This window comes from Mesorhizobium sp. M1A.F.Ca.IN.020.04.1.1, assembly GCF_003997315.1.
In the GTDB taxonomy this organism is placed as follows: Bacteria; Pseudomonadota; Alphaproteobacteria; order Rhizobiales; family Rhizobiaceae; genus Mesorhizobium.
The window spans coordinates 46,242-67,597 of sequence record NZ_RZSN01000007.1 but is presented as its reverse complement, the minus strand read 5'-3'; the positions used below and the strand labels follow the sequence as shown (position 1 = coordinate 67,597).

Here is a 21,356-nt window from a genome sequence, read left to right as displayed (position 1 = left end):
GGTGGTGTCGAGCATGAGATATTCATTGTTGGGATCGTCGATGAGGGCTTTGAAGACCCGCTCCCACACGCCTTTGTTGGCCCAACGCGAGAAGCGGGTATGGACGCTCTTCCATTTGCCGTACCGCATCGGCAGGTCGTGCCAGTGGGCGCCGGAGCGCAGCACCCACAGGACACTGTTGACGAACAGGCGATTGTCGGCTGCGGTGCGGCCCGGATCACCCGCCTTACCCGGCAACAGCGCAGCGATGCGCGCCCACTGGACGTTCGTCAGTTCGTACCGTTTGGCCATCCGTCGCGCTCCGAATCAGAACCCTCGGAACGCAATGAATCAACGCCAAACCGCGTTGAGAATCCTGAATGTAGATTGGACCTAGACTTATCGGACTCGCCATGGACCGCGCTCCGCCCCATGATGATCGCAGAAGAAGGGTGCGGCGCACGGCCGGCTGAGGTCGGCGATGATCCGAGCATGATACGGCCCGCAGCGACGATCCGGACGACCAAGGCGCCCCGCTGGGCTTGCAACGACACGTCGCTGCCGACCTTCGAGGGCCAGCCGCCGGTTGCGTAAGCGGCGTCGAGGCAGCCGACTGCGCCGCGCTTCCCCTTAGCTACGGCCGCATGACGCTTGCGGAGCGCTCGGCGAAGGTCAGCGGATGCACGACCTCTTTCTTCTGCGCAACCGGCGTAAAGCCAAGCTTCTGGTAAAGCGGCAGTGCCGCCGGGTGGTCGAGCGTGCAGGTCTGCACCGTGATGCGCTTCGGCCCATACGACCATGCAGCCGAGATGGCCGCACCCAGGAACCAGCGGCCGATACCCTGGCCGTGCGCATGTTCCATCATACCGAAATAGGCGAGTTCCACTTCCTCGGGCAGATGCGGCTTGAGGTCGAAGAAGCCGGCGGGAGAGCCGTCGAGGTAGAGCACGCTGATGTCGCGGTCCTCACGATGCAGGCCGGCGGCCAGTTCCTCGTCGCTCAGTCTAAGCACGTTGACCCAGTGCCATTTGCGCCCGACGCGATCCATCAGGTAGCGGTAGAAATGCAGCGGAATGTCCTTGGTCCTCAGCAAGGCGATCTGCCGGTTGTAGGGCAGCGGGGGAGATGAAGCCGGCGGTGCGTGCATTTCGAGGAATGTGACCGTGACATCGATATCCTTCGGTCCACCGTTTTCCATCGCCGTCATTCCTTGCCCGTCACCACGGGCGTGTCGCTCAGCCCACCCCATTCGGTCCATGAGCCGTCGTACAGCCTGTTGTCGGTATGGCCAAGCGTCTCCAGCGCCAACGTGATCGCCGCCGCGGTGATGCCAGATCCGCACGAGGTGACGACCGGCTTTGTAAGATCGATGCCGGCCTCCTCAATGACCATGCGCAAGCGGTCCTTGGGCAGCAGTTCGCCATTCTCGGCAAGCGCGGCAACCGGAACATTGCGAGCGCCCGGCATATGGCCGGAACGGACGCCGGGACGCGGTTCGGGATCGGTGCCGGCGAAACGCCCGGGTGAGCGCGCATCGGCGATCTGGCTTTCTCCGCTTCCAACGATCCGGCGCATTTCGTCGAGGCTGACAACCCGGCTTGCATCGAAATCGGCATAAAAGACGCAAGGTGCGATCCGGGTCTGCTCCGCCGTTACCGGCCGCCCTTCCGCCTTCCAGCGGTCGAAGCCGCCATTCAGGATATAGACCTGGAAGACGCCCATGACGCGGAACATCCACCAGGCGCGCGGCGCCGAGAAATAGCCTGGACCGTCATAGATGACGATCGTGTCGTCGGCCGAAACGCCCATCGAGCCGACATATTGCGCGAAATATTGGGGCGACGCCAATGTGTGCGGCAGCTTGGAATCCGGATCCGAGACGGCGTCCTGATCGAGGAAGCGCGCAGCTGGAATATGGGCGTCGTCATACTCGGCGCGGGCGTCGCGTTTCTGCGCCGGCAGGTACCAGGACGCGTCAATGATGGTCAGTCCTGGCGTTCCCAACCGCTTCTCGAGCCAATCCGCGTCGACGATGAATGGGCTGTCTTCGGCCATTTTTCCTCTCCTGCCCGCTCCTGGCGACTTTGGTAGGTGTTGCTCGTCAATTCGTCGGCATCGGCCCGAAGCGGATGCGGAAGCGCCTGTTCTCGCGGCCCTTCTTTTCGATCTTGCCGATATGGATCTCGCCGATTTCGCCGGTGCTCTTCACATGGGTGCCGCCGCAAGGCTGACTGTCGATTGAGGCATTCTCGCCGATGCAGACCAAGCGAATGCGGCCGGTGCCGACGGGCGGCCGCACGTTCTTCGATTTGACAAGCCCGGGATTGGCCGAAAGTTCCTCGTCGGTGATCAGCCGCGTGAAGACGGGATGGTTGGCCCGCACAAGCTCCATCAACCTCGCTGTCACGTCCTCCTTGCTGAAGCCGGCATCGGGAATGTCGAAATCGACGCGGCTGTCGTCCTCGGCGACCGCTGCCCCGGTGATCGGAAACGGGCAGACGACGGTGAGCAGATGACACGCGGAGTGCATACGCATTAGAAGATGCCGCCGCCGCCAGTCGATGTCGAGCTTCAGCTTTTCACCGACGGCCGGTAGGGCCTGTTCAGGCGCCGGCACATGGATGATCTCGTCCTTGGTCTCGCCGGTCATGGTGGCGGCGATCGCGATGCGGCTGCCGTCGGCGCGCTCCAACATGCCCGTATCGCCTGGCTGTCCGCCCGACGTGGCATAGAAGATCGTGCGGTCGAGAAGGATGCCGCCGCGGTCATTGATGGCGACGACTTGCGCCTCCGCCGTGCTCAGATAGGCGTCGTCGCGAAACAGCGCTTCGGTTCTCTGCGCCATCAGGCCACCTTTTCGAACGGCACCGGGATGCTGGTTTTTTCGTCCATCCAGCCTGGGACCGGCAGGTTCTTGCTTCGCAGGAACTCGGGATTGAACAGCTTCGACTGGTAGCGCGTGCCGTAGTCGGCGAGGATCGTCACGATGGTATGGCCGGGGCCAAGCTCGCGCGCCAGCCGAATGGCGCCGGCGATGTTGATGCCCGTCGAGCCGCCGACGCACAGTCCCTCTTCCTGGATCAGATCGAAGATGATCGGCAATGCCTCCTCGTCCGGTATCTGGTAGGAGAAGTCCGGCGTGAATCCGTCGAGATTGGCGGTGATGCGACCCTGGCCTATGCCTTCGGTGATCGAGCTGCCGTCGGCTTTCAGCTCACCGCTGGTATAGAAGCTGTAGAGCGCAGCACCCAACGGATCGGCAAGTCCGATCTTGACTTGCCTGCTCTTGGCCTTGAGTCCGAGCGCAACACCGGCGAGTGTGCCGCCGGAGCCGACGGCGGACACGAAGCCGTCGACCTTGCCGCCGGTTTGGGTCCAGATCTCCTCGGCAGTCGTGCGGATGTGGCCGTCGCGGTTCGCGACATTGTCGAACTGGTTCGCCCAGATCGCGCCGTTCGGCTCCGACCGTGCCATCTGCTCGGCGAGCCGCCCCGAAAGCTTCACATAGTTGTTCGGGTTCTTGTACGGCACGGCCGGCACTTCGATCAGCTCGGCTCCCAGGATCTTGATCGTGTCCTTCTTCTCCTGGCTTTGCGTGTCGGGGATGACAATGACTGTCCGGTAGCCGAGCGCCTTGGCGACCAGCGTGAGGCCAATGCCGGTGTTGCCGGCGGTCCCTTCGACGATGACACCACCGGGCCTCAGCAATCCGCGCTGTTCGGCGTCCCTGATGATGAAGAGGCCTGCACGGTCCTTGACCGATTGTCCCGGATTCATGAATTCGGCCTTGCCCAGGATTTCGCAGCCGGTTGCGTCCGAAGCCTTGTTGAGCCGGATCAGGGGGGTGTTGCCGATCGCTTCGATCACATTACGGGGCATGGGGATTCCTTTATGCGTGCGGCGAGACCCTAAAAACCGGAAGCCGCGGTTTCAAGGCAAGATTTTGCCTGGTCCAGTCGCATTCGGGACGCTGCAATGCTCCCGAGCATTTCAACGATGTCATCCAAAAGCGCTCTTTTCATCCCATTTCTTCGCCGCTAGAGCACTAGCCCAGATAATTCGCAGGACTTTCAATGACACTCTACCGGGCCAACCCGAAAGACGGTGTCGCCTGGATCACGGGCGGCAGCAGCGGCCTCGGCCGGGCGCTGGCCAAGGACCTGGCGAGGCAAGGCTATGCCGTCGCGGTGACGGCGCTGGCCAGCGATCCAGCCGATACGCTGCTGGTTGAGACCGCGCAGATGGCCGGCCACGTGAAATCCTTTCCCTGCGATGTGACCGACGAAGAAGGGATGGCACGCACTGTCGCGGCGATCGAGAAAGACATGGGGCCGATCGTGCTCGCCGTCTTCAACGCCGGCAACTATATCGCCACCCCCGGTGAGCATCTCGTGGTGCGCGATTTTCATCGTTCCTTCGCCGTCAATTATTTCGGCATCGTCAACGGACTGGTGCCTGCGGTCGACTATATGCGCACGCGAGGACGCGGGCATGTCGTCCTGGTCGGGTCGGTCACGGCCTATTCCGGCTGGCCGACCACCGCCGCCTATGGCGGCACCAAGGCGGCAATCAACATCCTGGCGGAATCGCTGAAATACGACTTCGACAAGATGAACATCCGCATCCAGGTGATGAATCCGGGCTTCGTCGACACGCCGCTGACCGAGAAGAACATGCTGCCGATGCCGGGCCTGATGCCTGTTCACCGGGCATCGCGCCGCATGGCGCGCGGCATCCGGAGGGGAGGCTTCGAAGTCACCTTCCCCTATCACATAAGCTGGCCGCTGAAGCTGCTGGGCCTGCTGCCGCGACCCGTAGGCCGACTGGTGATCGGGCTGACCACCAGCTGGCGGGGACGGCCGTTGTATTTCGACCGCAAGACGCCGGGCGAAAAAAGTCCAACGGACAAAGCGGCGTAAAGCGCCTCGCGCTGAAACGCATTCAGGCAACGCGCTTTATGCCTTTCTATGCAAGTCGTTTCGCAAAACCGTCGCAGGCTTTTGCACGACATCCGCTGATCCGGGAGAGATTGCCTCTCGGTGGGCACCGCCATAGGTTGAGAATTGTTGCTTGGAGTCGGTCATGGGGCGACGGATCTTGCTTGCGGTACTGGGTCTCGTCGTTATCCTCCTCTCAGGCTTTTACCTCGGCCCACGCGTGGCGGTCGATACGACGATCCGTTTCGATCCTTCGGCGATCGGCGACGATCCGCAGGCCTATCTGGCGCGCGAAGAAGCGGCCGTGCCCAATATCCGTGACGGGTTGGACAAGGAGATCATCTGGGCGAATCCGTTGGTTCACGCCAAGACCAAGCTTGCGATCGTCTACATCCACGGGTTTTCGGCATCCAAGGGCGAGATCCGGCCGCTGCCGGACGACGTCGCCGGGGAGATCGAGGCCAATCTCTTCTACACCCGCCTGACCGGCCACGGGCAGGACGGCGCGGCCATTGCCGAAGGCAGCGTGAATGCCTGGATCAACGACTATGAGGAGGCACTGGCGATCGGGCGCGCGATCGGCGAGAAGGTGATCGTTATCGCCACCTCGACTGGCGCCTCACTGGCGACATGGGCTGCAGCCCAGCCTGGTGCTTCCGACGGCGTCGCGGCAATCGCATTCATCTCGCCTAATTTCGGCGTCAAGGCGTCGGGCGCCGAGGTCCTTACACTGCCTTGGGGCAGAGAGATTGCCGAGCTCGTCGGCGGCAGGGAGCGCAGTTTTCCGGCGCGCAATGCGCTGCACGAAAAATTCTGGACCACCAAATATCCGATCGCGGCGGCCTTGCCGATGGCTGCGCTCACCGAGCTCGCCTATCGCGCGCCGGTCGAGAAGGCGACCATCCCTGCCCTGTTCATCTTCTCGGATGCCGACAAGGTGGTCCGGCCGGACCGCACGCGCGAGGTCGCCGGCCGCTGGGGCGGTCCGCACGAACTGGTGCCGGTCGACGATACGGGCGATCCGGACAACCACGTCATTGCAGGCGATGCGCTATCGCCGCAGACCACGGGCTTTCTGACAGAGCGGATCGTGGTGTGGGTGAAGGCGCTGATGCAGCAGCAATCAAGTCCGTGAAACGAGAAACGGCCGGAGCGTTGCTTCCGGCCGTTATGCTGTTTCAATCAAACCTCGGTGGGACTTTAAGCGGCCCGGTTCGCCGGCCGCTTGCCGCCGAAGCGGCGCTTGTTGTTGCCCTTGAAGCGCTTGAAGCCGTCAGGCTTGTGCTCGCCATTCGGCTTGGCGCCCGCAGGACGTTCGCCTTGCGGCTTGGGCGCGAATTGGCGCTCGCCACCGGGCTTGCCGCCGAAGCGCTTCTTGCCGTTGTTGCCGCTGCCGGGACGGCGGCCATCACGACGGCCGCCATGGTGCTCGCGGTCATTGGCCGGCTCGAAATGACGCTCGGTCCTTTCCTTCGGATCGCGCTGCGGGTCGGGACTGCCGAGATGATCGGCAATGACCGGAAGCTTCATGCGGATGATGCGCTCGACCTGCCGCAGCTTGCCGTTCTCCGATGGATCGCAAAGCGTGATCGCGATGCCGTCCCTGCCGTTGCGGCCGGTACGGCCGATACGGTGGACATAGCTCTCCGCTTCGTCCGGCAAGTCGAAATTCACGACATGGCTGATGCCTGGGACGTCGATGCCGCGCGCGGCGATATCGGTCGCCACCAAAATACGCACCGAGCCGTCGCGGAAATCGTTGAGCGCCTTCTGACGCGCGTTCTGCGACTTGTTGCCGTGGATCACTGCGGCGTCGAAGCCGTCGCGGGCAAGGTCCTTGGTGACGCGGTCGGCGCCATGCTTGGTGCGCGAGAACACAATGACCGAGCGCATCGCCTCGTCGGCCAGCATCTTGGACAGCACTTGGCGCTTCTGCTTGGTGCGGGCAAGCACCACGCTTTGCACGATCTCGGCCGCCGTCGTGCTCTGCGGGGAGACTTCGATGCGGACGGCGTCCTTCAGCAAGCCCTTGGCGAGTTCCGCGATCTCGTTCGGCATGGTGGCCGAGAACAGCGCGGTCTGGCGGTTCGGCGCGGTCGCCTTGGCGATGCGCTTGACGTCGTTGATGAAGCCCATGTCGAGCATGCGGTCGCCCTCATCGAGCACCAGCCATTTGGTATCGGCAAGGATGAGGTCGCCTTCCCGCACCAGGTCGGTCAGCCGGCCGGGCGTGGCGATCAGGATATCGACGCCGGGTGCGATCTTCTTCACCTGGCTGTAGCGGGAGACGCCGCCGAGCACGAGCGCGGTCGAGATGTGCGCGCCCTTGGCGAGCAGCTTGATGGTGTCCTCGATCTGTACCGCTAGCTCGCGTGTCGGCGCCAGGATCAGCGCGCGCGCCGTCTTTGGCCGGCGCTTCGTGCCGAGCCCGATGATCTTCGACAGGATCGGCAGCGCGAAAGCCGCCGTCTTGCCCGAACCGGTCTGAGCAATGCCGAATATGTCGCGGCCTTCGATCTGCGGCGGGATCGCCTGCACTTGGATCGGCTTCGGATCCGTGAAGCCGGCGGCATTGGCGGCCTTGAGCAGCGCGCCGGTGATTCCAAGGGTAGCGAAACCGTTCTGGTCCGCCTGATTTTCATTGGTCAAAATAGTCTTCTTTCACGCGGCCCTGTGGCCGCAAACATCATGGCGGCAGGGCGCAACCTGCCGTCGAAAAATTGTCAGGAAACGACAAGGCGGCGGACGGGGAGCGTCCGCGCGGCTGCGCTGTCGTGCCCGCGGGCGTCATGCCCCGGGGCTCTTTCGCCAGCTTGCCGATCGACGGGAGGGCCCACCGGAAAGAGGGAAAACAGACGCAACCAGTCTCAATTAGTGGAGAAAGCCGAAGTTCGGCCCAAGCGCCTATGCGACCGCATATGGCCGAGTCCGCCGCAAAATGCAAGGGTGATGTTGCAGCGCAACAAAACGCCGATCGAAAAGCGACGCTTGCGCTGCGCTGCCCTCACGATTACCACAAACCACCTTTCTATTGTGGGGGCAGCGATGAAGGACGTGCTGAAGGAACTCGAGCGCCGCCGCGAGATCGCCCGGATGGGCGGCGGCAAGCAACGGATCGAGGCCCAGCACAAGAAGGGCAAGCTCACCGCCCGCGAGCGCATCGACGTCTTCCTCGACGAGGGTTCGTTCGAGGAGTTCGACATGTATGTCGAGCACCGCTCAACCGACTTCGGCATGGAGAAAACCAAGATCGCGGGCGACGGCGTCGTCACAGGCTGGGGCACCGTCAACGGCCGTCCAGTCTACCTTTTTGCCAAGGATTTCACCGTCTTCGGCGGCTCGCTGTCTGAGGCGCATGCCGAGAAGGTGGTCAAGGTGCAGGAGATGGCGCTGCGCAATCGCGCGCCGATCATCGGCCTCTACGACGCGGGCGGCGCACGCATCCAGGAAGGCGTGGCCGCGCTCGGCGGCTATGCCGAGATTTTTCAGCGCAATGTGCTCGCCTCCGGTGTCATCCCGCAGATTTCGCTGATTATGGGCCCGTGCGCCGGCGGCGATGTCTATTCGCCGGCCATGACCGACTTCATCTTCATGGTGCGCGACACCTCCTACATGTTCGTCACCGGGCCGGACGTGGTGAAGACGGTGACCAATGAGACGGTGACGGCCGAAAGCCTCGGCGGCGCCACGGTGCACACGACCCGATCCTCCATCGCCGACGGCGCCTATGACAACGATGTCGAGGCGCTGCTGCAGATGCGCCGGCTGATTGACCTGTTGCCGGCGTCCAATACCGCAGAGATTCCCGAGATCGAATGCTACCAGTCGGTGACGGACCATGACATGTCGCTCGACCGGCTGATTCCGGACAACGCCAACAAGCCCTACGACATCAAGGAACTGATCCTGAAGGTTGCCGACGAAGGCGACTTCTTCGAGATCCAGGCGAGCTTCGCCAGGAACATTGTCACCGGCTTCGGCCGTGTGGAGGGGCGAACCGTCGGCTTCGTCGCCAACCAGCCGATGGTTCTGGCCGGCGTGCTCGACTCCGACGCCAGCCGCAAGGCGGCGCGCTTCGTGCGCTTCTGCGACTGCTTCTCGATCCCGATCGTTACCTTGGTCGACGTTCCAGGCTTTCTGCCAGGCACCGCGCAGGAATATGGCGGGCTGATCAAGCATGGCGCAAAACTGCTGTTCGCCTATGCCGAAGCCACCGTGCCGAAGATCACCGTGATCACCCGTAAGGCCTATGGCGGCGCCTATGACGTGATGGCGTCGAAGCACCTGCGCGGCGACATGAACTATGCCTGGCCGACGGCGCAGATCGCGGTGATGGGCGCAAGGGGCGCGGTCGAGATCATCTACCGCAAGGACATCGGCAACGCGGAGAAGATCGCCGCCCACACCAAAGCATACGAGGATCGGTTCCTGTCGCCCTTCGTAGCGGCCGAACGCGGCTATATCGACGAGGTGATCATGCCGCATTCGACGCGCCGCCGGATCGCGCGGGCGCTGCGCATGCTGCGCAACAAGGATATGCAGAACCCCTGGAAGAAGCACGACAACATTCCGCTGTGAGGCGGTGGTGTCGCGACTGGTCCTTGTAGCTGGCAAGCATTTCGGCAGGTCCGCCGTTATTCTCGTTGCTTAGCCCCTCTCCTTCCGCTTGGCCTCGCGACCGGGAGTCGCCGACCATCTCAATCGGTGGAACCTCGAAAGCCGGCCGGCGGCTGGAACTCTGGCTTACGCAATCCGTCGTCGGAGGTTGACAACTGGCAACCTCTAATCACATTGAAATCACATCAATGTGATGGCGGTAATGAATGCTAATAACCCTTGCAACAAAGGGCGTCGTTCCGTGCAAAGGCTACGGCGGGATAGAACGTCAGGTCGACTGGCTGGCCACTGAACTGGTCAGGCAGGGCCACCATGTCGTCCTCGTGGCGGGCCCTGGATCGTCACATCCACTGTGCGAAGTCCGGCATGCTGTAAGCGATGCCGAGTGCCGCGCGGCGATCCCCAAGGACACCCAAATCGTCCACCTTCATGCGTGGAAGGTCGAGGTTGACTTCCCGACCCTCAACACCGAGCGGGGCCATTTACCGGATTATCCGCGGCCGCAACCGAACTGGAGCTTCATCAGCGCACGGCACGCCCAGCTGCACGGCCGCAAGACCTTCGTCTACAACGGCTTTCCGGTGGATGACTATCGGCTGGCCGAATCGAAGAGTGATCGCCTCCTCTTCATGGCGGCCATCGCACGCGCCGGAAAGGGCTTGAACCGGGCAGTCGAGCTCGCCAGGAAATTCGACTTTCCCCTCGATATCGCCGGCGGCTCGCGGTGGAAATTGCTCGGCCGAAGTCGGACCCGCCGCGAGGGGGTCTTTTTCAAGAGTCTTTCCCGCCGCTATCGCTTCAACGGCGTCGTCGACGGCGACGACAAGCTGCGCCTGCTGGGCGCATCGAAGGCCTTCCTCAATCCGATCGCCTGGGAAGAGCCTTTCGGCAATGCGCCGGTCGAGGCGATGCTGTGCGGCACGCCCGTTTTGACCACAGCGCGCGGCGCCCTGCCGGAGACGGTGGACACGGATACGGGCCGATTCTTCGAGAGCGACGAGGAGTTCGCCGAAGGTCTTGCCGAGGTCGCAGACCTGTGCATGCGCAAATGCCGTGAATCTGCCGCCGACAGATTTCCGATCGCGAAAACCGCGAAGGCCTATCTGGAACTCTATGCCCGCATCCTTGATGGCGAAGCGCTTCCGTGACAAGGAACCGGCATGCTCGCCGTTCGCGGCGACTGTGTCGGATCGAAAAGGTATCGCGCGTTGCGCCCCATTCTCGTGTTCTGCTTGCCGGCAATCGGCGACTTCATCCGCTGCCATTCGGCAATTCAAATCATAGCAGCGACGTTTCCTGGACAGCCGATCGACGTCATCACCTCGCCGCTGGCCGCGCCCCTGGCGCGCTTGATGCCGCATGTCCGGAAGGCCTGGACCGTTGAAAGGCATTGGAACCCCGGTCTCAAGGAGCGGGCGCGGCTGGCGCGCGAACTCCGCCAGGAGAATTATAACGCAGCCTATCTGCTCACCAGCAGCACCAAGGCGGCCCTGGTGCCGTGGCTGGCGGGCATTCCCGAGCGCATTGGATATCCGCGCGAGCTCCAGTTCGGCATCGTCAACCGACTGCCGTCGGGATGGCTGAGAACCTTCGTGGCCTTCGGCCCGCGCAAGACAAGGCTCGTCGAACAGGTCTGTGCGATCGCGCTCCTCGGCAAGCAGCCCGCCGAAGAAAAACAGCTGCCGGCCCCGCGGCTGGCGATTTCGTCCCAAGACGTTGCCAAGTGGCGCCGGCGCAACGGCATCGATCCGGCAAGGCCGGTGCTTTCCCTCTATACTTCCGATTTCGAGAACATGCGCTCATGGCCGCCCGAGCGCTTCGTCTCGGTCGCACGAAAGCATATCGAACGGGGTTGGTCCGTCTGGCTTGTCGGCGGTCCGCGCGAACGCCAGGCTGCCGCCCAGATTCGCGCCTTGTTGCCTGAGGCGATCGACTTCACCTCGACGCCCGACATTGCAGAGGCCATGCACCAGATCGCGGCCTCCACCGTCTTTCTCGGTGTCGATGGCGGTGTGTCCCATGCAGCCGGCGCCTTGGGCATTCCAAGCGTGCTCATCTTCGGCTCGAACCGATCCTACGTGCATGGACCCTTGAACGAGCAGGTAACCTTCATCGAGCCTCCGATCTCGATACCGAGCTGGGTCCTGAACACGCGCGGAATCAGTGAGCAGCGTGTGCTCGAAGCGCTGGCGGCAAGCGTCGGAAAATACGCACCCCAACCGGTATGACCGCTTACTCCTCGGTGGCGGCGCCGAAGCCCGCGCTCATGTTCGCGCGGGCGGTGTTCGTCCACGCGTCGCATGGTTGTCGATGCGCATCCGGAACAGGAAATAGGTCGGCGAGCAGAAGCCGATCCCCTTGACCCTGGCGGCACCGGGCGTGTCGGACGGCAGCCGACTGGCACATGTAGTCTTCGCGGCAGAAATGATCGGCCGAGCAGGCCGGACGGTTACCGCGATTGACGGCGCCGCCGAGGCATTGGTCGAAATTGTTGGTCGCCACGCAGATATCGAACTTCTTGCCGCCGACCAGGCCGCAGATTTCGCTCGGCATCGGCTTGCCGGCCTTGAAAGCGGAGAAGGCCAGATCCTTGGCGTCGCAGCCGCGATAGGCGAAGCCGCCTGGCACACCGATCTTGGGCGGCCGGCAGATATAGGCGGTGCGGGAAATGGCGGGCGCGAACGCCGCGAACTGGCCGGTGACCTTGTACGGTCGTTGAAGGGTTGCCCGGTGTCGCTGGCGATCGTTCCGGTCAGGCAGGGATGGCCGGAAAAGATGTTCCGGCTCTCCTTCGGCAGCAGGCATTGCGCCAGTTTCGCCTTAACTCCCGTAGCGGTCGCGATCGGTGTGCAGACCGTGCCGGCTCCGCATTGCCAGCTGTTGCCGAAGCGGGCGGCGTCTTCCGGCACCAGGCACGGCATGGTGGGCTCGGCCGGCGTATAGGCGATCTCGCCGGTGTCTTTCCACGCGGCGGGTGGTGCGAAGGACAACGGGCGAAACCCGTTCGCTTCTCTGCCTTCCACAGTCTCCTGCAGCCACGCCTCGCGGCGCGGAATCTCGGCATGGAGATGCGGCGAGATGCCGACTTCGATGCGGTTGAGCGGCGAAGTCGCGCTATCGTCGAGGCCGATGAAATGGATTCCTGCGGTCGAGCCCGCCTGATGGCAGCCATGGCAGGCGCCGTTGTCGAGCCGCTCGATCAGGGCTTCAGCCGTGCGCGCCAATGTCAGTTTCGAATAGTCGACCCCGGCAAGCGCCTCCGGTTCGAACAGTGGCGTGAATGGATGATTGGCCTGCCTGGCACTACCGAAGGTCGACCAGGAGATGACCTTCTTCGCTAGGAATTCATCCGGGATTTCGTAAACGCCGAGATGGATTGCACCGGCATTGGCGCGGACATAGTCCGTAAGCCTCGCCTTCAACCGCGCGTCTTGCGCACGGCGGATGGTGTCCGGCGTATGTTCGAGCGGTTACTGGCTGATTGTGGTGCCGTCGATACCGAAGATGCGCATGAGATAGGCGGCCTGACCGCCAAATTCGGTCTCCTGGCCGGAAGGAAAGCGCACCACCTGAGCGTTGAGTTCGAGCTGCTTGAAGGAGAGGCTCGCTTTATCCAGCGGTCCCCCGGACAGCCACCCGGCATCCGCCGCTTCGTCGATCTGCGGCGTCCAGCGCCCGGCGACGCCGGTACAGCCGCCGTCGGCGTCGGGAGCTGCGCGGTAAACGGCATTGAAATTGAGCGGCAGCCTCGAGGCCAACATCTTGCCGTTCTTCCTGAAACTATAGGCAAGGCGGTAGATGAAGCGCACCTCGCCGCAGCTCGCTTCCCCACCGAGCTTTGCGAAGTCACGCCGGTCGAGCCGGTTGACGACGCCGACCAGCCGGAAACGCGCCGCGTCGGTCTTCAGCCAGCGCATGTCCATGATGCGGCCGACATTGCCGTCGGTCGCCTCATAGAGCGGCCGGCCGCCTGCTTTCATGTCGGCGCGCAGTGCTGCGACATCGGCCGCTACGGTTTCGACGATGGCGTGGTAGGCCGGCGCCGCGTCATAGAGCGTTTTCAGATCGTCCTTGCCGCTGATGCCAAAAATACCGGCGAATCCGAAGCCATCGGCGTCGAGCTTGGCGAGCACCTGCGGATCGTCCACGACCGTGACCGACCGGCAGCATCAGCCGCCCGCACGCCAAGAACAGCGATGGCAGCGACCGCGACAAGGATCGCCAGCCTCATCATCGGGCAGCCATCCCATTCTCGACCAACGCGTGCAGCACAGGCACCATGGCCAAAGGCAAATCCTCGGCGATCAGGCCGGGTCCGAACCGGCTGCCGGCTTCGGCGTGTATCCAGACAGCCGCGCAGGCCGCTTCGAACGCCGGCATGCCTTGTGCCAGGAGCCCGGCGATGATGCCCGCCAGCACGTCGCCCGAACCCGCGGTGGCAAGCCATGGCGCGCCATTGCCGTTGATCGCGGCGCGGCCGTCAGGTGCTGCGATCACCGTGTCGGCGCCTTTGTAGACGATGACGGCGTTGGCTCGCGCCGCCGCCGCGCGGGTCTTGCTGAGTTTGGAAAGAGCCTTGTCGCCCGCGACCTCGGGGAACAGCCTGCCGAACTCGCCTTCATGCGGCGTCATCACCAGCGCCGGGGCGCCGGACTTTCGGGCAGCCTGGAAAAGCGTCTCAGCCACGTCGCGAAACGAGGTGATGCCGTCGGCGTCGAGCACCAGCCCTTCAACGCCGGTCTCCTGCGCGTGCCCGGCGCCGAGCAGCGCCAGGACAAAATCGCGCGCCTTTTCGCCGACGCCAAACCCCGGGCCGAGCACAAAGGACGAGGGGCGGCTGTCGGCAAGGAACGCACCGAGATCGGCAACTGCGTCGACCTTGCGCAGCATGATCGATGTCAGATGAGCGGCATTGACCTGCATGGCGTTCGCCGGCGACAGCACCGTCACCGCCCCTGCCCCGCTTCTTGCGGCTGCGAGCGCCGACAGGCGCGCGGCACCGGTGGCCGCAGGACCGCCCGAAAAGACACTGACATGACCGCGCTTGTATTTGTGCGCATCGACGGCCGGAACCGGAAAGACAGGCAGCCAGGGCGCCGGCGCATTCTCGAAACTGCGCGGCGCGACTCGAGCGATGATGTCGTCACCGATGCCGATGTCGGCGAGCACGATCTCGCCACACATTTCCCGCCCCGGCAGCAGCAGATGCCCCGGCTTCTTCCGCGCGAACGTCACGGTAACCGCCGCCCGAAATGCGCTGCCGAGGATGGCGCCGCTTTCGCCGGAAACGCCCGAGGGCAGGTCCACGGCGACGACCGGCAAGCCGAGATCCGTAACGACCTGGACGGCCCGGCCGGCATCGCCCGACAGTGCCTTCGAGAGCCCCGCTCCGTACAGCGCGTCGACCACCAGCGATCCCGGTTCGGCCGCGAAGGCAGATAGCGGTCGTGGCTCCAACGGGCAATCGGCTGCAGCCAGCGCGGCATCGCTGCCCGCGCGCGGTTCGCCCGATCTCCACAACGCAACGTCGACACCGCTCTTCCGGAGCAGGCTCGCCACGACATAGCCGTCGCCGCCATTGTTGCCGGGTCCGCAAAGCACGTGCACCCATGCCGCCGCCGGATAGCGCGCCATGAGCACGGCCGCCACGGCCTCGCCGGCCCGGCGCATCAATCCGTAGCCGTCGAGCGGACCTTGTGCGATCGCCAGCCGGTCGGCTTCGGCCATTTCGGACGGGGAAAGAAGTTCATTGCGCATGGGATTGCCGATCTCCATCCGATCAAGCATTGTCCGATTTGCGGCTCGAAGCAATCAGCGGCGGGCGTATGCATCCCAGAGCGGTGGGCGCCCGGAGGGGAATCTGCCTGCAAATTGCGCTATCTGCTCAAGTTTTGCGCAGACGGATGGAGGAGCGATGTATAGGCTTTGGGCGTCGATGACGCATCCGATGCAGCGGATGACGCGGATTTGCATTCGGGTGCGGCAAGGCATGGAAATCGCCCGATACCGCCCTCAACCTCTGGTAATTGGCACGCTTCGTGCTTGATGAAGGCGCAAGCGGGGCGCGCAACCCGTCTCTTTGGCAGTGGAGGCCACTTTCTACATGAAAAAGATCGAAGCGATCATCAAGCCATTCAAGCTGGACGAAGTGAAGGAAGCGCTTCAGGAGGCCGGGCTGCAAGGCATCACCGTCACCGAGGCCAAGGGTTTCGGTCGGCAGAAGGGCCATACCGAGCTTTATCGGGGCGCCGAATATGTCGTCGACTTCCTGCCCAAGGTGAAGATCGAGGTCGTGCTCGGCGACGACGCCGTCGAAGGCGCCATCGAAGCCATACGCAAGGCGGCGCAGACCGGCCGCATCGGCGACGGCAAGATCTTCGTCTCCAACATCGAGGAAGTCGTTCGCATCCGCACCGGCGAGACCGGCATGGACGCGGTCTGACTCCACCCGTCTTCCTGAACCGTCATCATCAAAAAAACGTCAGCACACAGGGATACATGACATGACGACAGCCAAAGACATCATGAAGCAGATCAAGGACAACGATGTAAAATTCGTCGACCTGCGCTTCACCGATCCGAGGGGCAAGCTGCAGCATGTGACGATGGACGTCGTCGAGGTCGAGGAAGACATGTTCGCCGACGGCGTCATGTTCGACGGCTCCTCGATCGCGGGCTGGAAGGCGATCAACGAGTCCGACATGGTGCTGATGCCGGACACGGATACGGTCCACATGGATCCGTTCTTCGCCCAGTCGACCATGGTGATCCTGTGCGACATCCTCGATCCGATCTCGGGCGAGGCCTACAATCGCGACCCGCGCGGCACCGCCAAGAAAGCCGAAGCCTACATGAAGTCGGAAGGCATCGGCGACACCATCTATGTCGGCCCGGAAGCTGAGTTCTTCGTGTTCGATGACGTCAAGTACAAGGCCGATCCCTATAACACCGGGTTCCGCCTGGACTCGACCGAGCTGCCGTCCAACGACGACACCGACTATGAGACCGGCAATCTCGGCCATCGGCCGCGCATCAAGGGCGGCTACTTCCCTGTGCCGCCGATCGACTCCTGCCAGGACATGCGTTCCGAGATGCTGACAGTGCTCGCTGAAATGGGCGTGCGCGTCGAAAAGCATCACCACGAGGTCGCGGCCGCCCAGCACGAACTCGGCATCAAGTTCGACACGCTGGTGCACAACGCCGACAAGATGCTGATCTATAAGTATGTCGTGCACCAGGTCGCCAATGCCTATGGCAAGACGGCCACTTTCATGCCGAAGCCGGTGTTCGGCGACAACGGCTCGGGCATGCACGTGCACCAGTCGATCTGGAAGGGCGGCAAGCCGACCTTCGCCGGCAACGAATACGCCGGCTTGTCGGAAACCTGCCTCTTCTACATCGGCGGCATCATCAGGCACGCCAAGGCGATCAATGCCTTCACCAACCCGCTCACCAACTCCTATAAGCGTCTGGTGCCGGGTTACGAAGCGCCGGTGCTGCTCGCCTATTCGGCGCGCAACCGTTCGGCCTCCTGCCGCATTCCTTTCGGCTCCTCGCCGAAGTCGAAGCGCGTCGAGGTCCGCTTCCCCGATCCGGGCGCGAACCCCTATCTCGGCTTTGCCGCCATGCTGATGGCGGGTCTCGACGGCATCAAGAACAAGATTCATCCCGGACAGCCGATGGACAAGGATCTCTACGACCTGCCGCCGAAGGAATTGAAGAAGATCCCGACGGTCTGCGGCTCCCTGCGCGAAGCGTTGCAGAACCTCGACAAGGACCGCGGCTTCCTGAAGGCAGGCGGCGTGTTCGACGACGACCAGATCGACTCTTATATCGAGCTCAAGATGGCCGAGGTGATGCGCTTCGAAATGACCCCGCACCCGGTCGAGTACGACATGTACTATTCGGTGTAAGCGACTGCATTCCCGACAGAAAACAACCCCGGCGAAAGCCGGGGTTTTTTCGTGAACAGCTCGCCAGAGGGCGGAAAGGCCGCAGGACGGGCCTCGTCAGAACAGCAGGCCAGCACTGTCGCGAGAGCGCGGATCTCATCGCCGCCAAGCAAGCCAGGCCTAAAAAAAGCCCCGGCATTTTCGCCAGGGCTTTTTAATCTTCGATGGTCTGGCGGGAATGCCGCCGACGCATTTAAGGCATCACGCCGCAGCTGAGACCTTCGCGTCGGTCGCGACCTCCGAGATCGTCTTCAAGACCTGCGAGGCGATCTGGTAGGGGTCGCCCTGGGAGTTCGGGCGGCGATCTTCCAGATAGCCCTTGTAGTCGTTCTTGATGAAGGAGTGCGGCACGCGGATCGAGGCACCGCGGTCGGCAACGCCATAGGAGAACTTGTTCCAAGGCGCGGTCTCATGCTTGCCGGTCAGGCGCTTGTCGTTGTCCGGACCATAGACGGCGATGTGATCCATCAGGTTCTTTTCGAACTGGGCCATCAGCGCCTCGAAATAGGCCTTGCCGCCGACTTCGCGCATGTACTTGGTCGAGAAGTTGCAGTGCATGCCCGAGCCGTTCCAATCGGTATCGCCAAGCGGCTTGCAGTGGAACTCGATGTCGATGCCGTACTTTTCGGTAAGGCGCAGCAGCAGGTAGCGCGCCATCCAGATCTGGTCGGCGGCCTTCTTGGAGCCCTTGCCGAAGATCTGGAACTCCCACTGGCCCTTGGCCACTTCGGCGTTGATGCCTTCATGATTGATGCCGGCGGCGAGACAGAGGTCGAGATGCTCCTCGACGATCTGGCGCGCGACATCGCCGACATTCTTGTAGCCGACGCCGGTGTAATAAGGTCCCTGCGGCGCCGGATAGCCGCTCTCGGGGAAGCCGAGCGGGCGGCCATCCTTGTAGAAGAAATATTCCTGCTCAAAGCCGAACCAGGCGTCCTCGTCGTCCAGGATGGTCGCGCGGCTGTTCGAAGCATGCGGGGTGACGCCATCGGGCATCATGACTTCGCACATGACGAGAACGCCGTTGGTGCGCGCCGGATCCGGATAGAGCGCGACCGGCTTCAGCACGCAGTCGGAGCTGCGGCCTTCGGCCTGGTTCGTGGAAGAGCCGTCGAAGCCCCACAGTGGCAGCTGCTCGAGCGTCGGGAACTCGGCAAACTCCTTGATCTGGGTCTTGCCGCGCAGATTGGGGGTCGGGGTGTAGCCGTCGAGCCAAATATACTCGAGTTTGTATTTGGTCATTCCAGTGCCTCTCGTTGCTTGGACGCCGGGGCGGCATCAACGCATGGCCGGACCGAGCCGGCCTGCCGTGCGCTAAAATGCAATTCGTATGCCACTCTCCTCGTCCAGGGTGCGGCAAAATGGTCATCGCAAAGCGTTGATTTTGCTGAGCCTGCGCAGCAATGCGCGGCGATCGTTCAGGCGCGCTTTCTGCATAAATATTGTGCAGCGACTGATCTTTTTGTGGGCATATTGCCTAAATGAATCGCAGAACCTATCTTGGGAACAGATTTGAATCGACTTGCTCCTGAAGAGGTAGGAGGCCGCCAATGGATGTCACCACGTCCCGTCCTTCGGCAAAGATCCTGATGTTCCCGCTTGCAGGCCGGGCGTCTGCCTCAAATTTAGGCGCAAAGGCGAAATTCGCGGCAGAGCTTGCCTCGTTGCGCAATACGCACGCAGATTTCGACGGCTGGTACCATCAGGCGGCAATCGAGGAAGAACACAAGCAGCGCAAGAGCTGACCAATTCTTTCCAGCTCGAGACGAGAAAAAGCCCGGCGCGATCGCTCGCGCCGGGCTCTTCATTTGCCGAGGATCGGCTACTGCTTGGCGTCCAGATCGGTGCCAAGCGTATCCCTGACGAAGATCATGCCGATGATAAGCGACATCGCGGCGATCACCACCGGGTACCAGAGGCCGTAATAGATGTCGCCCTTGTAGGCGCTGAGTGCGAACACCGTTGCCGGCAGCAGGCCGCCGAACCAGCCATTGCCGATATGGTAAGGCAGCGACATGCCGGTATAGCGGATGCGGGTCGGGAACATCTCGACCAGGATTGCGGCGATCGGCCCGTAGACCATGGTCACGAACACGACCAGGATGAACAGGATGCCGATCGTCACCGGCCAATTCACCGCCTCCGGATCGGCGACCATGGCAAAGGCACCACCGCCCGGGATGTTGTAGACGGTGACCTCGGGGGCGCCGGCCGCTTCCTCCTTGGTCAGCAGCTTGTCGGCCACCGCCTTGTCGGTCGGAACGGTCGTTTTCTCGCCGCCGCGGATCGCCGCGGCATCGAGCTTCAGTTCCGGATTGGCTGCGACGAAGGCGTCGAGCTTCTGGTCCGGCACCTTGGCCGCGGCCCGCTTCAGCGGATAGCCGCCATCCTGCAGGGACATGTTGACGGCCTTTTGGAAGGCGGCCTCCTTGGCCTTGGCCTGATCGCCGGCGGCGACGGCGTCATAGGACTGCACCGTCTCGTTGCCGATCTTGACCGTGGCGGCCGTGCCGGGTGCCGCGGTCGAAACGACGTCGTAAGGCACCGAGTTCTTGGTCAGGAACGAGGTCGCGATATCGCAGGATGTCGTGAACTTCGCCGTGCCGACCGGATTGAACTGGAACCTGCAGTCGCCGGGTGCCGCGGTCACCGTCGCGCGCGTGTTCTGCTGTGCGGTGGCCAGCGCCGGATTGGCGGCCCAGGTCAGCGCCTTGAACAGCGGGAAGGTGCAGACGATTCCCAAAGCAAGGCCGGCCATGATGATCGGCTTGCGGCCGATCTTGTCGGACAGCCAGCCGAACACGACGAAGAAGATCGAGCCGACGGCAAGCGCGATCGCGATCATGACGTTGACCGACCACGCGTCGACCTTCAGCACGTTCTGCAGGAAGAACAGCGCGTAGAACTGGCCGTTGTACCAGATCACGGCCTGGCCTGCGGTGAGGCCGAGCAGCGCCAGAAGCGCGATCTTGGCATTCTTCCACTGGCCGAAGGCTTCTGACAGCGGCGCCTTGGAGCCCTTGCCCTCCTCCTTCATGCGCTGGAAGGTCGGCGACTCCGAAAGCGACAGCCGGATCCAGATCGAAATGGCAAGCAGCAGGAAGGAGACGATGAAGGGAATGCGCCAGCCCCAGGCAGCGTAGGTTTCCTTGCTGAGCGAACCCTGGACGATGAGGATGACGATCAGCGACAGGAATAGGCCGAGCGTTGCCGTCGTCTGGATCCAGGAGGTGTAGAAGCCGCGGCGATCGTCCGGCGCGTGCTCTGCGACATAGGTTGCGGCACCGCCATATTCGCCGCCAAGCGCCAGCCCCTGCAGCATGCGCAGCCCGATCAGTATCACCGGCGCCGCGATGCCCCAGCTGGCATAGCCGGGCAGCAGGCCGACCAGGAAGGTCGACAGGCCCATGATTGTCATGGTGACGAGGAAGGTGTATTTGCGGCCGACGAGGTCGCCGATGCGGCCGAACACAAGCGCGCCGAAGGGACGGACGAGGAAGCCGGCGGCGAAAGCTAGCAGCGCGAAGATGTTGCGCGTCGCCTCGGGGATGGTCGGGCTGAAGAAGGTCGCGCCGATGAAGGCGGCCAGCGAACCGTAAAGATAGAAATCGTACCATTCGAAAACGGTACCGAGCGAGGAGGCGAAGATGACCTTCTTTTCCTCCCGCGTCATGCCGCGGCTTTTTCCGCCGGCGGTCGATGCCATTGCCATTGATATATCCTCCCGTGGATCCCGTCTGTCCTCGATGGCTGCGCGCCACCGTCCGCAATTCCTCCGAACGCGGACTCAAAAACGCGGCCAACGAAGGAAAAAATGGCAGAAAGCGCCCCGGAAAGGCACCGCGACGATGGGATTATGACTTTGGTATTA

At 62.9% G+C, this 21,356-nt stretch carries 19 protein-coding genes; 8 read left to right on the top strand and 11 right to left on the bottom strand.

Annotation, left to right across the window (positions count from 1 at the left end; all coding sequences use genetic code 11):
* The 5 genes from EOA49_RS03480 to EOA49_RS03460 all read right to left on the bottom strand — a co-directional run.
* Positions 1 to 291: IS5 family transposase (locus tag EOA49_RS03480; RefSeq protein ID WP_127242358.1), on the bottom strand; the 291-nt coding region annotated here is incomplete at its 3' end.
* A gap of 322 nt (positions 292 to 613) precedes the next feature.
* The gene (locus tag EOA49_RS03475) at positions 614 to 1,177 is read right to left on the bottom strand and encodes a GNAT family N-acetyltransferase (RefSeq protein WP_067321624.1); all 564 of its coding nucleotides are present in this window, start codon (positions 1,175 to 1,177) and stop codon (positions 614 to 616) included.
* 5 nt (positions 1,178 to 1,182) lie between these two features.
* Positions 1,183 to 2,034, bottom strand: a complete 852-nt coding sequence (sseA, locus tag EOA49_RS03470; protein WP_127239787.1) for a 3-mercaptopyruvate sulfurtransferase — start codon at positions 2,032 to 2,034, stop codon at positions 1,183 to 1,185.
* Between the two features lie 46 nt (positions 2,035 to 2,080).
* The gene (locus tag EOA49_RS03465; protein ID WP_127239786.1) at positions 2,081 to 2,824 is read right to left on the bottom strand and encodes an alanyl-tRNA editing protein; all 744 of its coding nucleotides are present in this window, start codon (positions 2,822 to 2,824) and stop codon (positions 2,081 to 2,083) included.
* Positions 2,824 to 3,858, bottom strand: a complete 1,035-nt coding sequence (locus tag EOA49_RS03460; RefSeq protein ID WP_127239785.1) for a cysteine synthase A — start codon at positions 3,856 to 3,858, stop codon at positions 2,824 to 2,826. Before EOA49_RS03460 ends, EOA49_RS03465 begins: the two co-directional genes overlap by 1 nt.
* A gap of 194 nt (positions 3,859 to 4,052) precedes the next feature.
* Here EOA49_RS03460 and EOA49_RS03455 point away from each other — a divergent pair, with 194 nt between their 5' ends.
* Positions 4,053 to 4,898 carry an SDR family oxidoreductase gene (locus tag EOA49_RS03455; RefSeq protein WP_066989643.1) on the top strand — a complete coding sequence of 282 codons (846 nt, stop codon included), beginning with the start codon at positions 4,053 to 4,055 and terminating at the stop codon, positions 4,896 to 4,898.
* 163 nt (positions 4,899 to 5,061) lie between these two features.
* Positions 5,062 to 6,051, top strand: a complete 990-nt coding sequence (locus EOA49_RS03450; RefSeq protein WP_095825446.1) for an alpha/beta fold hydrolase — start codon at positions 5,062 to 5,064, stop codon at positions 6,049 to 6,051.
* Positions 6,052 to 6,116: 65 nt separating this feature from the next.
* Here the strand turns inward: EOA49_RS03450 and EOA49_RS03445 are convergent, their stop codons facing one another.
* On the bottom strand, positions 6,117 to 7,565 hold the full coding sequence (locus tag EOA49_RS03445; protein ID WP_066989639.1) for a DEAD/DEAH box helicase: 1,449 nt from the start codon (positions 7,563 to 7,565) through the stop codon (positions 6,117 to 6,119).
* 396 nt (positions 7,566 to 7,961) lie between these two features.
* Here EOA49_RS03445 and EOA49_RS03440 point away from each other — a divergent pair, with 396 nt between their 5' ends.
* The 3 genes from EOA49_RS03440 (at position 7,962) to waaF (ending at position 11,761) form a co-directional block, all read left to right on the top strand.
* A complete protein-coding gene (locus tag EOA49_RS03440; protein WP_067321426.1) occupies positions 7,962 to 9,494 on the top strand; it encodes an acyl-CoA carboxylase subunit beta in 1,533 nt (510 codons plus the stop codon).
* A gap of 245 nt (positions 9,495 to 9,739) precedes the next feature.
* Positions 9,740 to 10,681 (top strand): glycosyltransferase, encoded by a 942-nt coding sequence (locus EOA49_RS03435; RefSeq protein WP_095800678.1) that lies wholly within the window; start codon positions 9,740 to 9,742, stop codon positions 10,679 to 10,681.
* A 60-nt stretch (positions 10,682 to 10,741) separates the two neighbouring features.
* Positions 10,742 to 11,761 carry a lipopolysaccharide heptosyltransferase II gene (waaF, locus tag EOA49_RS03430; protein ID WP_095825467.1) on the top strand — a complete coding sequence of 340 codons (1,020 nt, stop codon included), beginning with the start codon at positions 10,742 to 10,744 and terminating at the stop codon, positions 11,759 to 11,761.
* A gap of 36 nt (positions 11,762 to 11,797) precedes the next feature.
* Here the strand turns inward: waaF and EOA49_RS33295 are convergent, their stop codons facing one another.
* The 3 genes from EOA49_RS33295 to EOA49_RS03420 form a co-directional block, all read right to left on the bottom strand.
* Positions 11,798 to 12,955: a hypothetical protein gene (locus EOA49_RS33295; protein WP_245460508.1), complete on the bottom strand. Its 1,158-nt coding sequence runs from the start codon at positions 12,953 to 12,955 to the stop codon at positions 11,798 to 11,800.
* Positions 12,956 to 13,003: 48 nt separating this feature from the next.
* Entirely contained in the window at positions 13,004 to 13,681 is a 678-nt protein-coding gene (locus tag EOA49_RS33290) for a hypothetical protein (RefSeq protein ID WP_245460506.1), read from the bottom strand.
* Positions 13,682 to 13,763: 82 nt separating this feature from the next.
* Positions 13,764 to 15,290 (bottom strand): NAD(P)H-hydrate dehydratase, encoded by a 1,527-nt coding sequence (locus EOA49_RS03420; protein ID WP_127239784.1) that lies wholly within the window; start codon positions 15,288 to 15,290, stop codon positions 13,764 to 13,766.
* Positions 15,291 to 15,636: 346 nt separating this feature from the next.
* On the opposite strand from EOA49_RS03420, the gene EOA49_RS03415 reads away from it, so the two are divergent.
* Both EOA49_RS03415 and glnA read left to right on the top strand, forming a co-directional pair.
* Positions 15,637 to 15,975, top strand: a complete 339-nt coding sequence (locus EOA49_RS03415; protein WP_006205430.1) for a P-II family nitrogen regulator — start codon at positions 15,637 to 15,639, stop codon at positions 15,973 to 15,975.
* Between the two features lie 61 nt (positions 15,976 to 16,036).
* The gene (gene glnA, locus EOA49_RS03410) at positions 16,037 to 17,446 is read left to right on the top strand and encodes a type I glutamate--ammonia ligase (protein WP_127239783.1); all 1,410 of its coding nucleotides are present in this window, start codon (positions 16,037 to 16,039) and stop codon (positions 17,444 to 17,446) included.
* Positions 17,447 to 17,686: 240 nt separating this feature from the next.
* On the opposite strand, the gene EOA49_RS03405 is transcribed toward glnA, so the two are convergent.
* Positions 17,687 to 18,727, bottom strand: coding sequence for a glutamine synthetase beta-grasp domain-containing protein (locus EOA49_RS03405; protein ID WP_066989630.1), 1,041 nt, complete (start codon positions 18,725 to 18,727; stop codon positions 17,687 to 17,689).
* Between the two features lie 308 nt (positions 18,728 to 19,035).
* Between EOA49_RS03405 and EOA49_RS03400 the strand changes: the two genes are divergently transcribed.
* The gene (locus EOA49_RS03400; RefSeq protein WP_067321438.1) at positions 19,036 to 19,230 is read left to right on the top strand and encodes a DUF2735 domain-containing protein; all 195 of its coding nucleotides are present in this window, start codon (positions 19,036 to 19,038) and stop codon (positions 19,228 to 19,230) included.
* A 77-nt stretch (positions 19,231 to 19,307) separates the two neighbouring features.
* On the opposite strand, the gene EOA49_RS03395 is transcribed toward EOA49_RS03400, so the two are convergent.
* Positions 19,308 to 21,197, bottom strand: coding sequence for an MFS transporter (locus tag EOA49_RS03395; protein ID WP_067321442.1), 1,890 nt, complete (start codon positions 21,195 to 21,197; stop codon positions 19,308 to 19,310).
* Between the last annotated feature and the right edge of the window lie 159 nt (positions 21,198 to 21,356).

Bases quoted from the DNA above. Each gene is read 5' to 3' on its own strand.
- EOA49_RS03475 (WP_067321624.1), bottom strand. From the start codon at position 1,177: ATGGAAAACGGTGGACCGAAGGATATCGATGTCACGGTCACATTCCTC.
- sseA (WP_127239787.1), bottom strand. From the start codon at position 2,034: ATGGCCGAAGACAGCCCATTCATCGTCGACGCGGATTGGCTCGAGAAG.
- EOA49_RS03465 (WP_127239786.1), bottom strand. From the start codon at position 2,824: ATGGCGCAGAGAACCGAAGCGCTGTTTCGCGACGACGCCTATCTGAGC.
- EOA49_RS03460 (WP_127239785.1), bottom strand. From the start codon at position 3,858: ATGCCCCGTAATGTGATCGAAGCGATCGGCAACACCCCCCTGATCCGG.
- EOA49_RS03455 (WP_066989643.1), top strand. From the start codon at position 4,053: ATGACACTCTACCGGGCCAACCCGAAAGACGGTGTCGCCTGGATCACG.
- EOA49_RS03450 (WP_095825446.1), top strand. From the start codon at position 5,062: ATGGGGCGACGGATCTTGCTTGCGGTACTGGGTCTCGTCGTTATCCTC.
- EOA49_RS03440 (WP_067321426.1), top strand. From the start codon at position 7,962: ATGAAGGACGTGCTGAAGGAACTCGAGCGCCGCCGCGAGATCGCCCGG.
- EOA49_RS03435 (WP_095800678.1), top strand. From the start codon at position 9,740: ATGCTAATAACCCTTGCAACAAAGGGCGTCGTTCCGTGCAAAGGCTAC.
- EOA49_RS03420 (WP_127239784.1), bottom strand. From the start codon at position 15,290: ATGCGCAATGAACTTCTTTCCCCGTCCGAAATGGCCGAAGCCGACCGG.
- EOA49_RS03415 (WP_006205430.1), top strand. From the start codon at position 15,637: ATGAAAAAGATCGAAGCGATCATCAAGCCATTCAAGCTGGACGAAGTG.
- glnA (WP_127239783.1), top strand. From the start codon at position 16,037: ATGACGACAGCCAAAGACATCATGAAGCAGATCAAGGACAACGATGTA.
- EOA49_RS03405 (WP_066989630.1), bottom strand. From the start codon at position 18,727: ATGACCAAATACAAACTCGAGTATATTTGGCTCGACGGCTACACCCCG.
- EOA49_RS03400 (WP_067321438.1), top strand. From the start codon at position 19,036: ATGGATGTCACCACGTCCCGTCCTTCGGCAAAGATCCTGATGTTCCCG.
- EOA49_RS03395 (WP_067321442.1), bottom strand. From the start codon at position 21,197: ATGGCAATGGCATCGACCGCCGGCGGAAAAAGCCGCGGCATGACGCGG.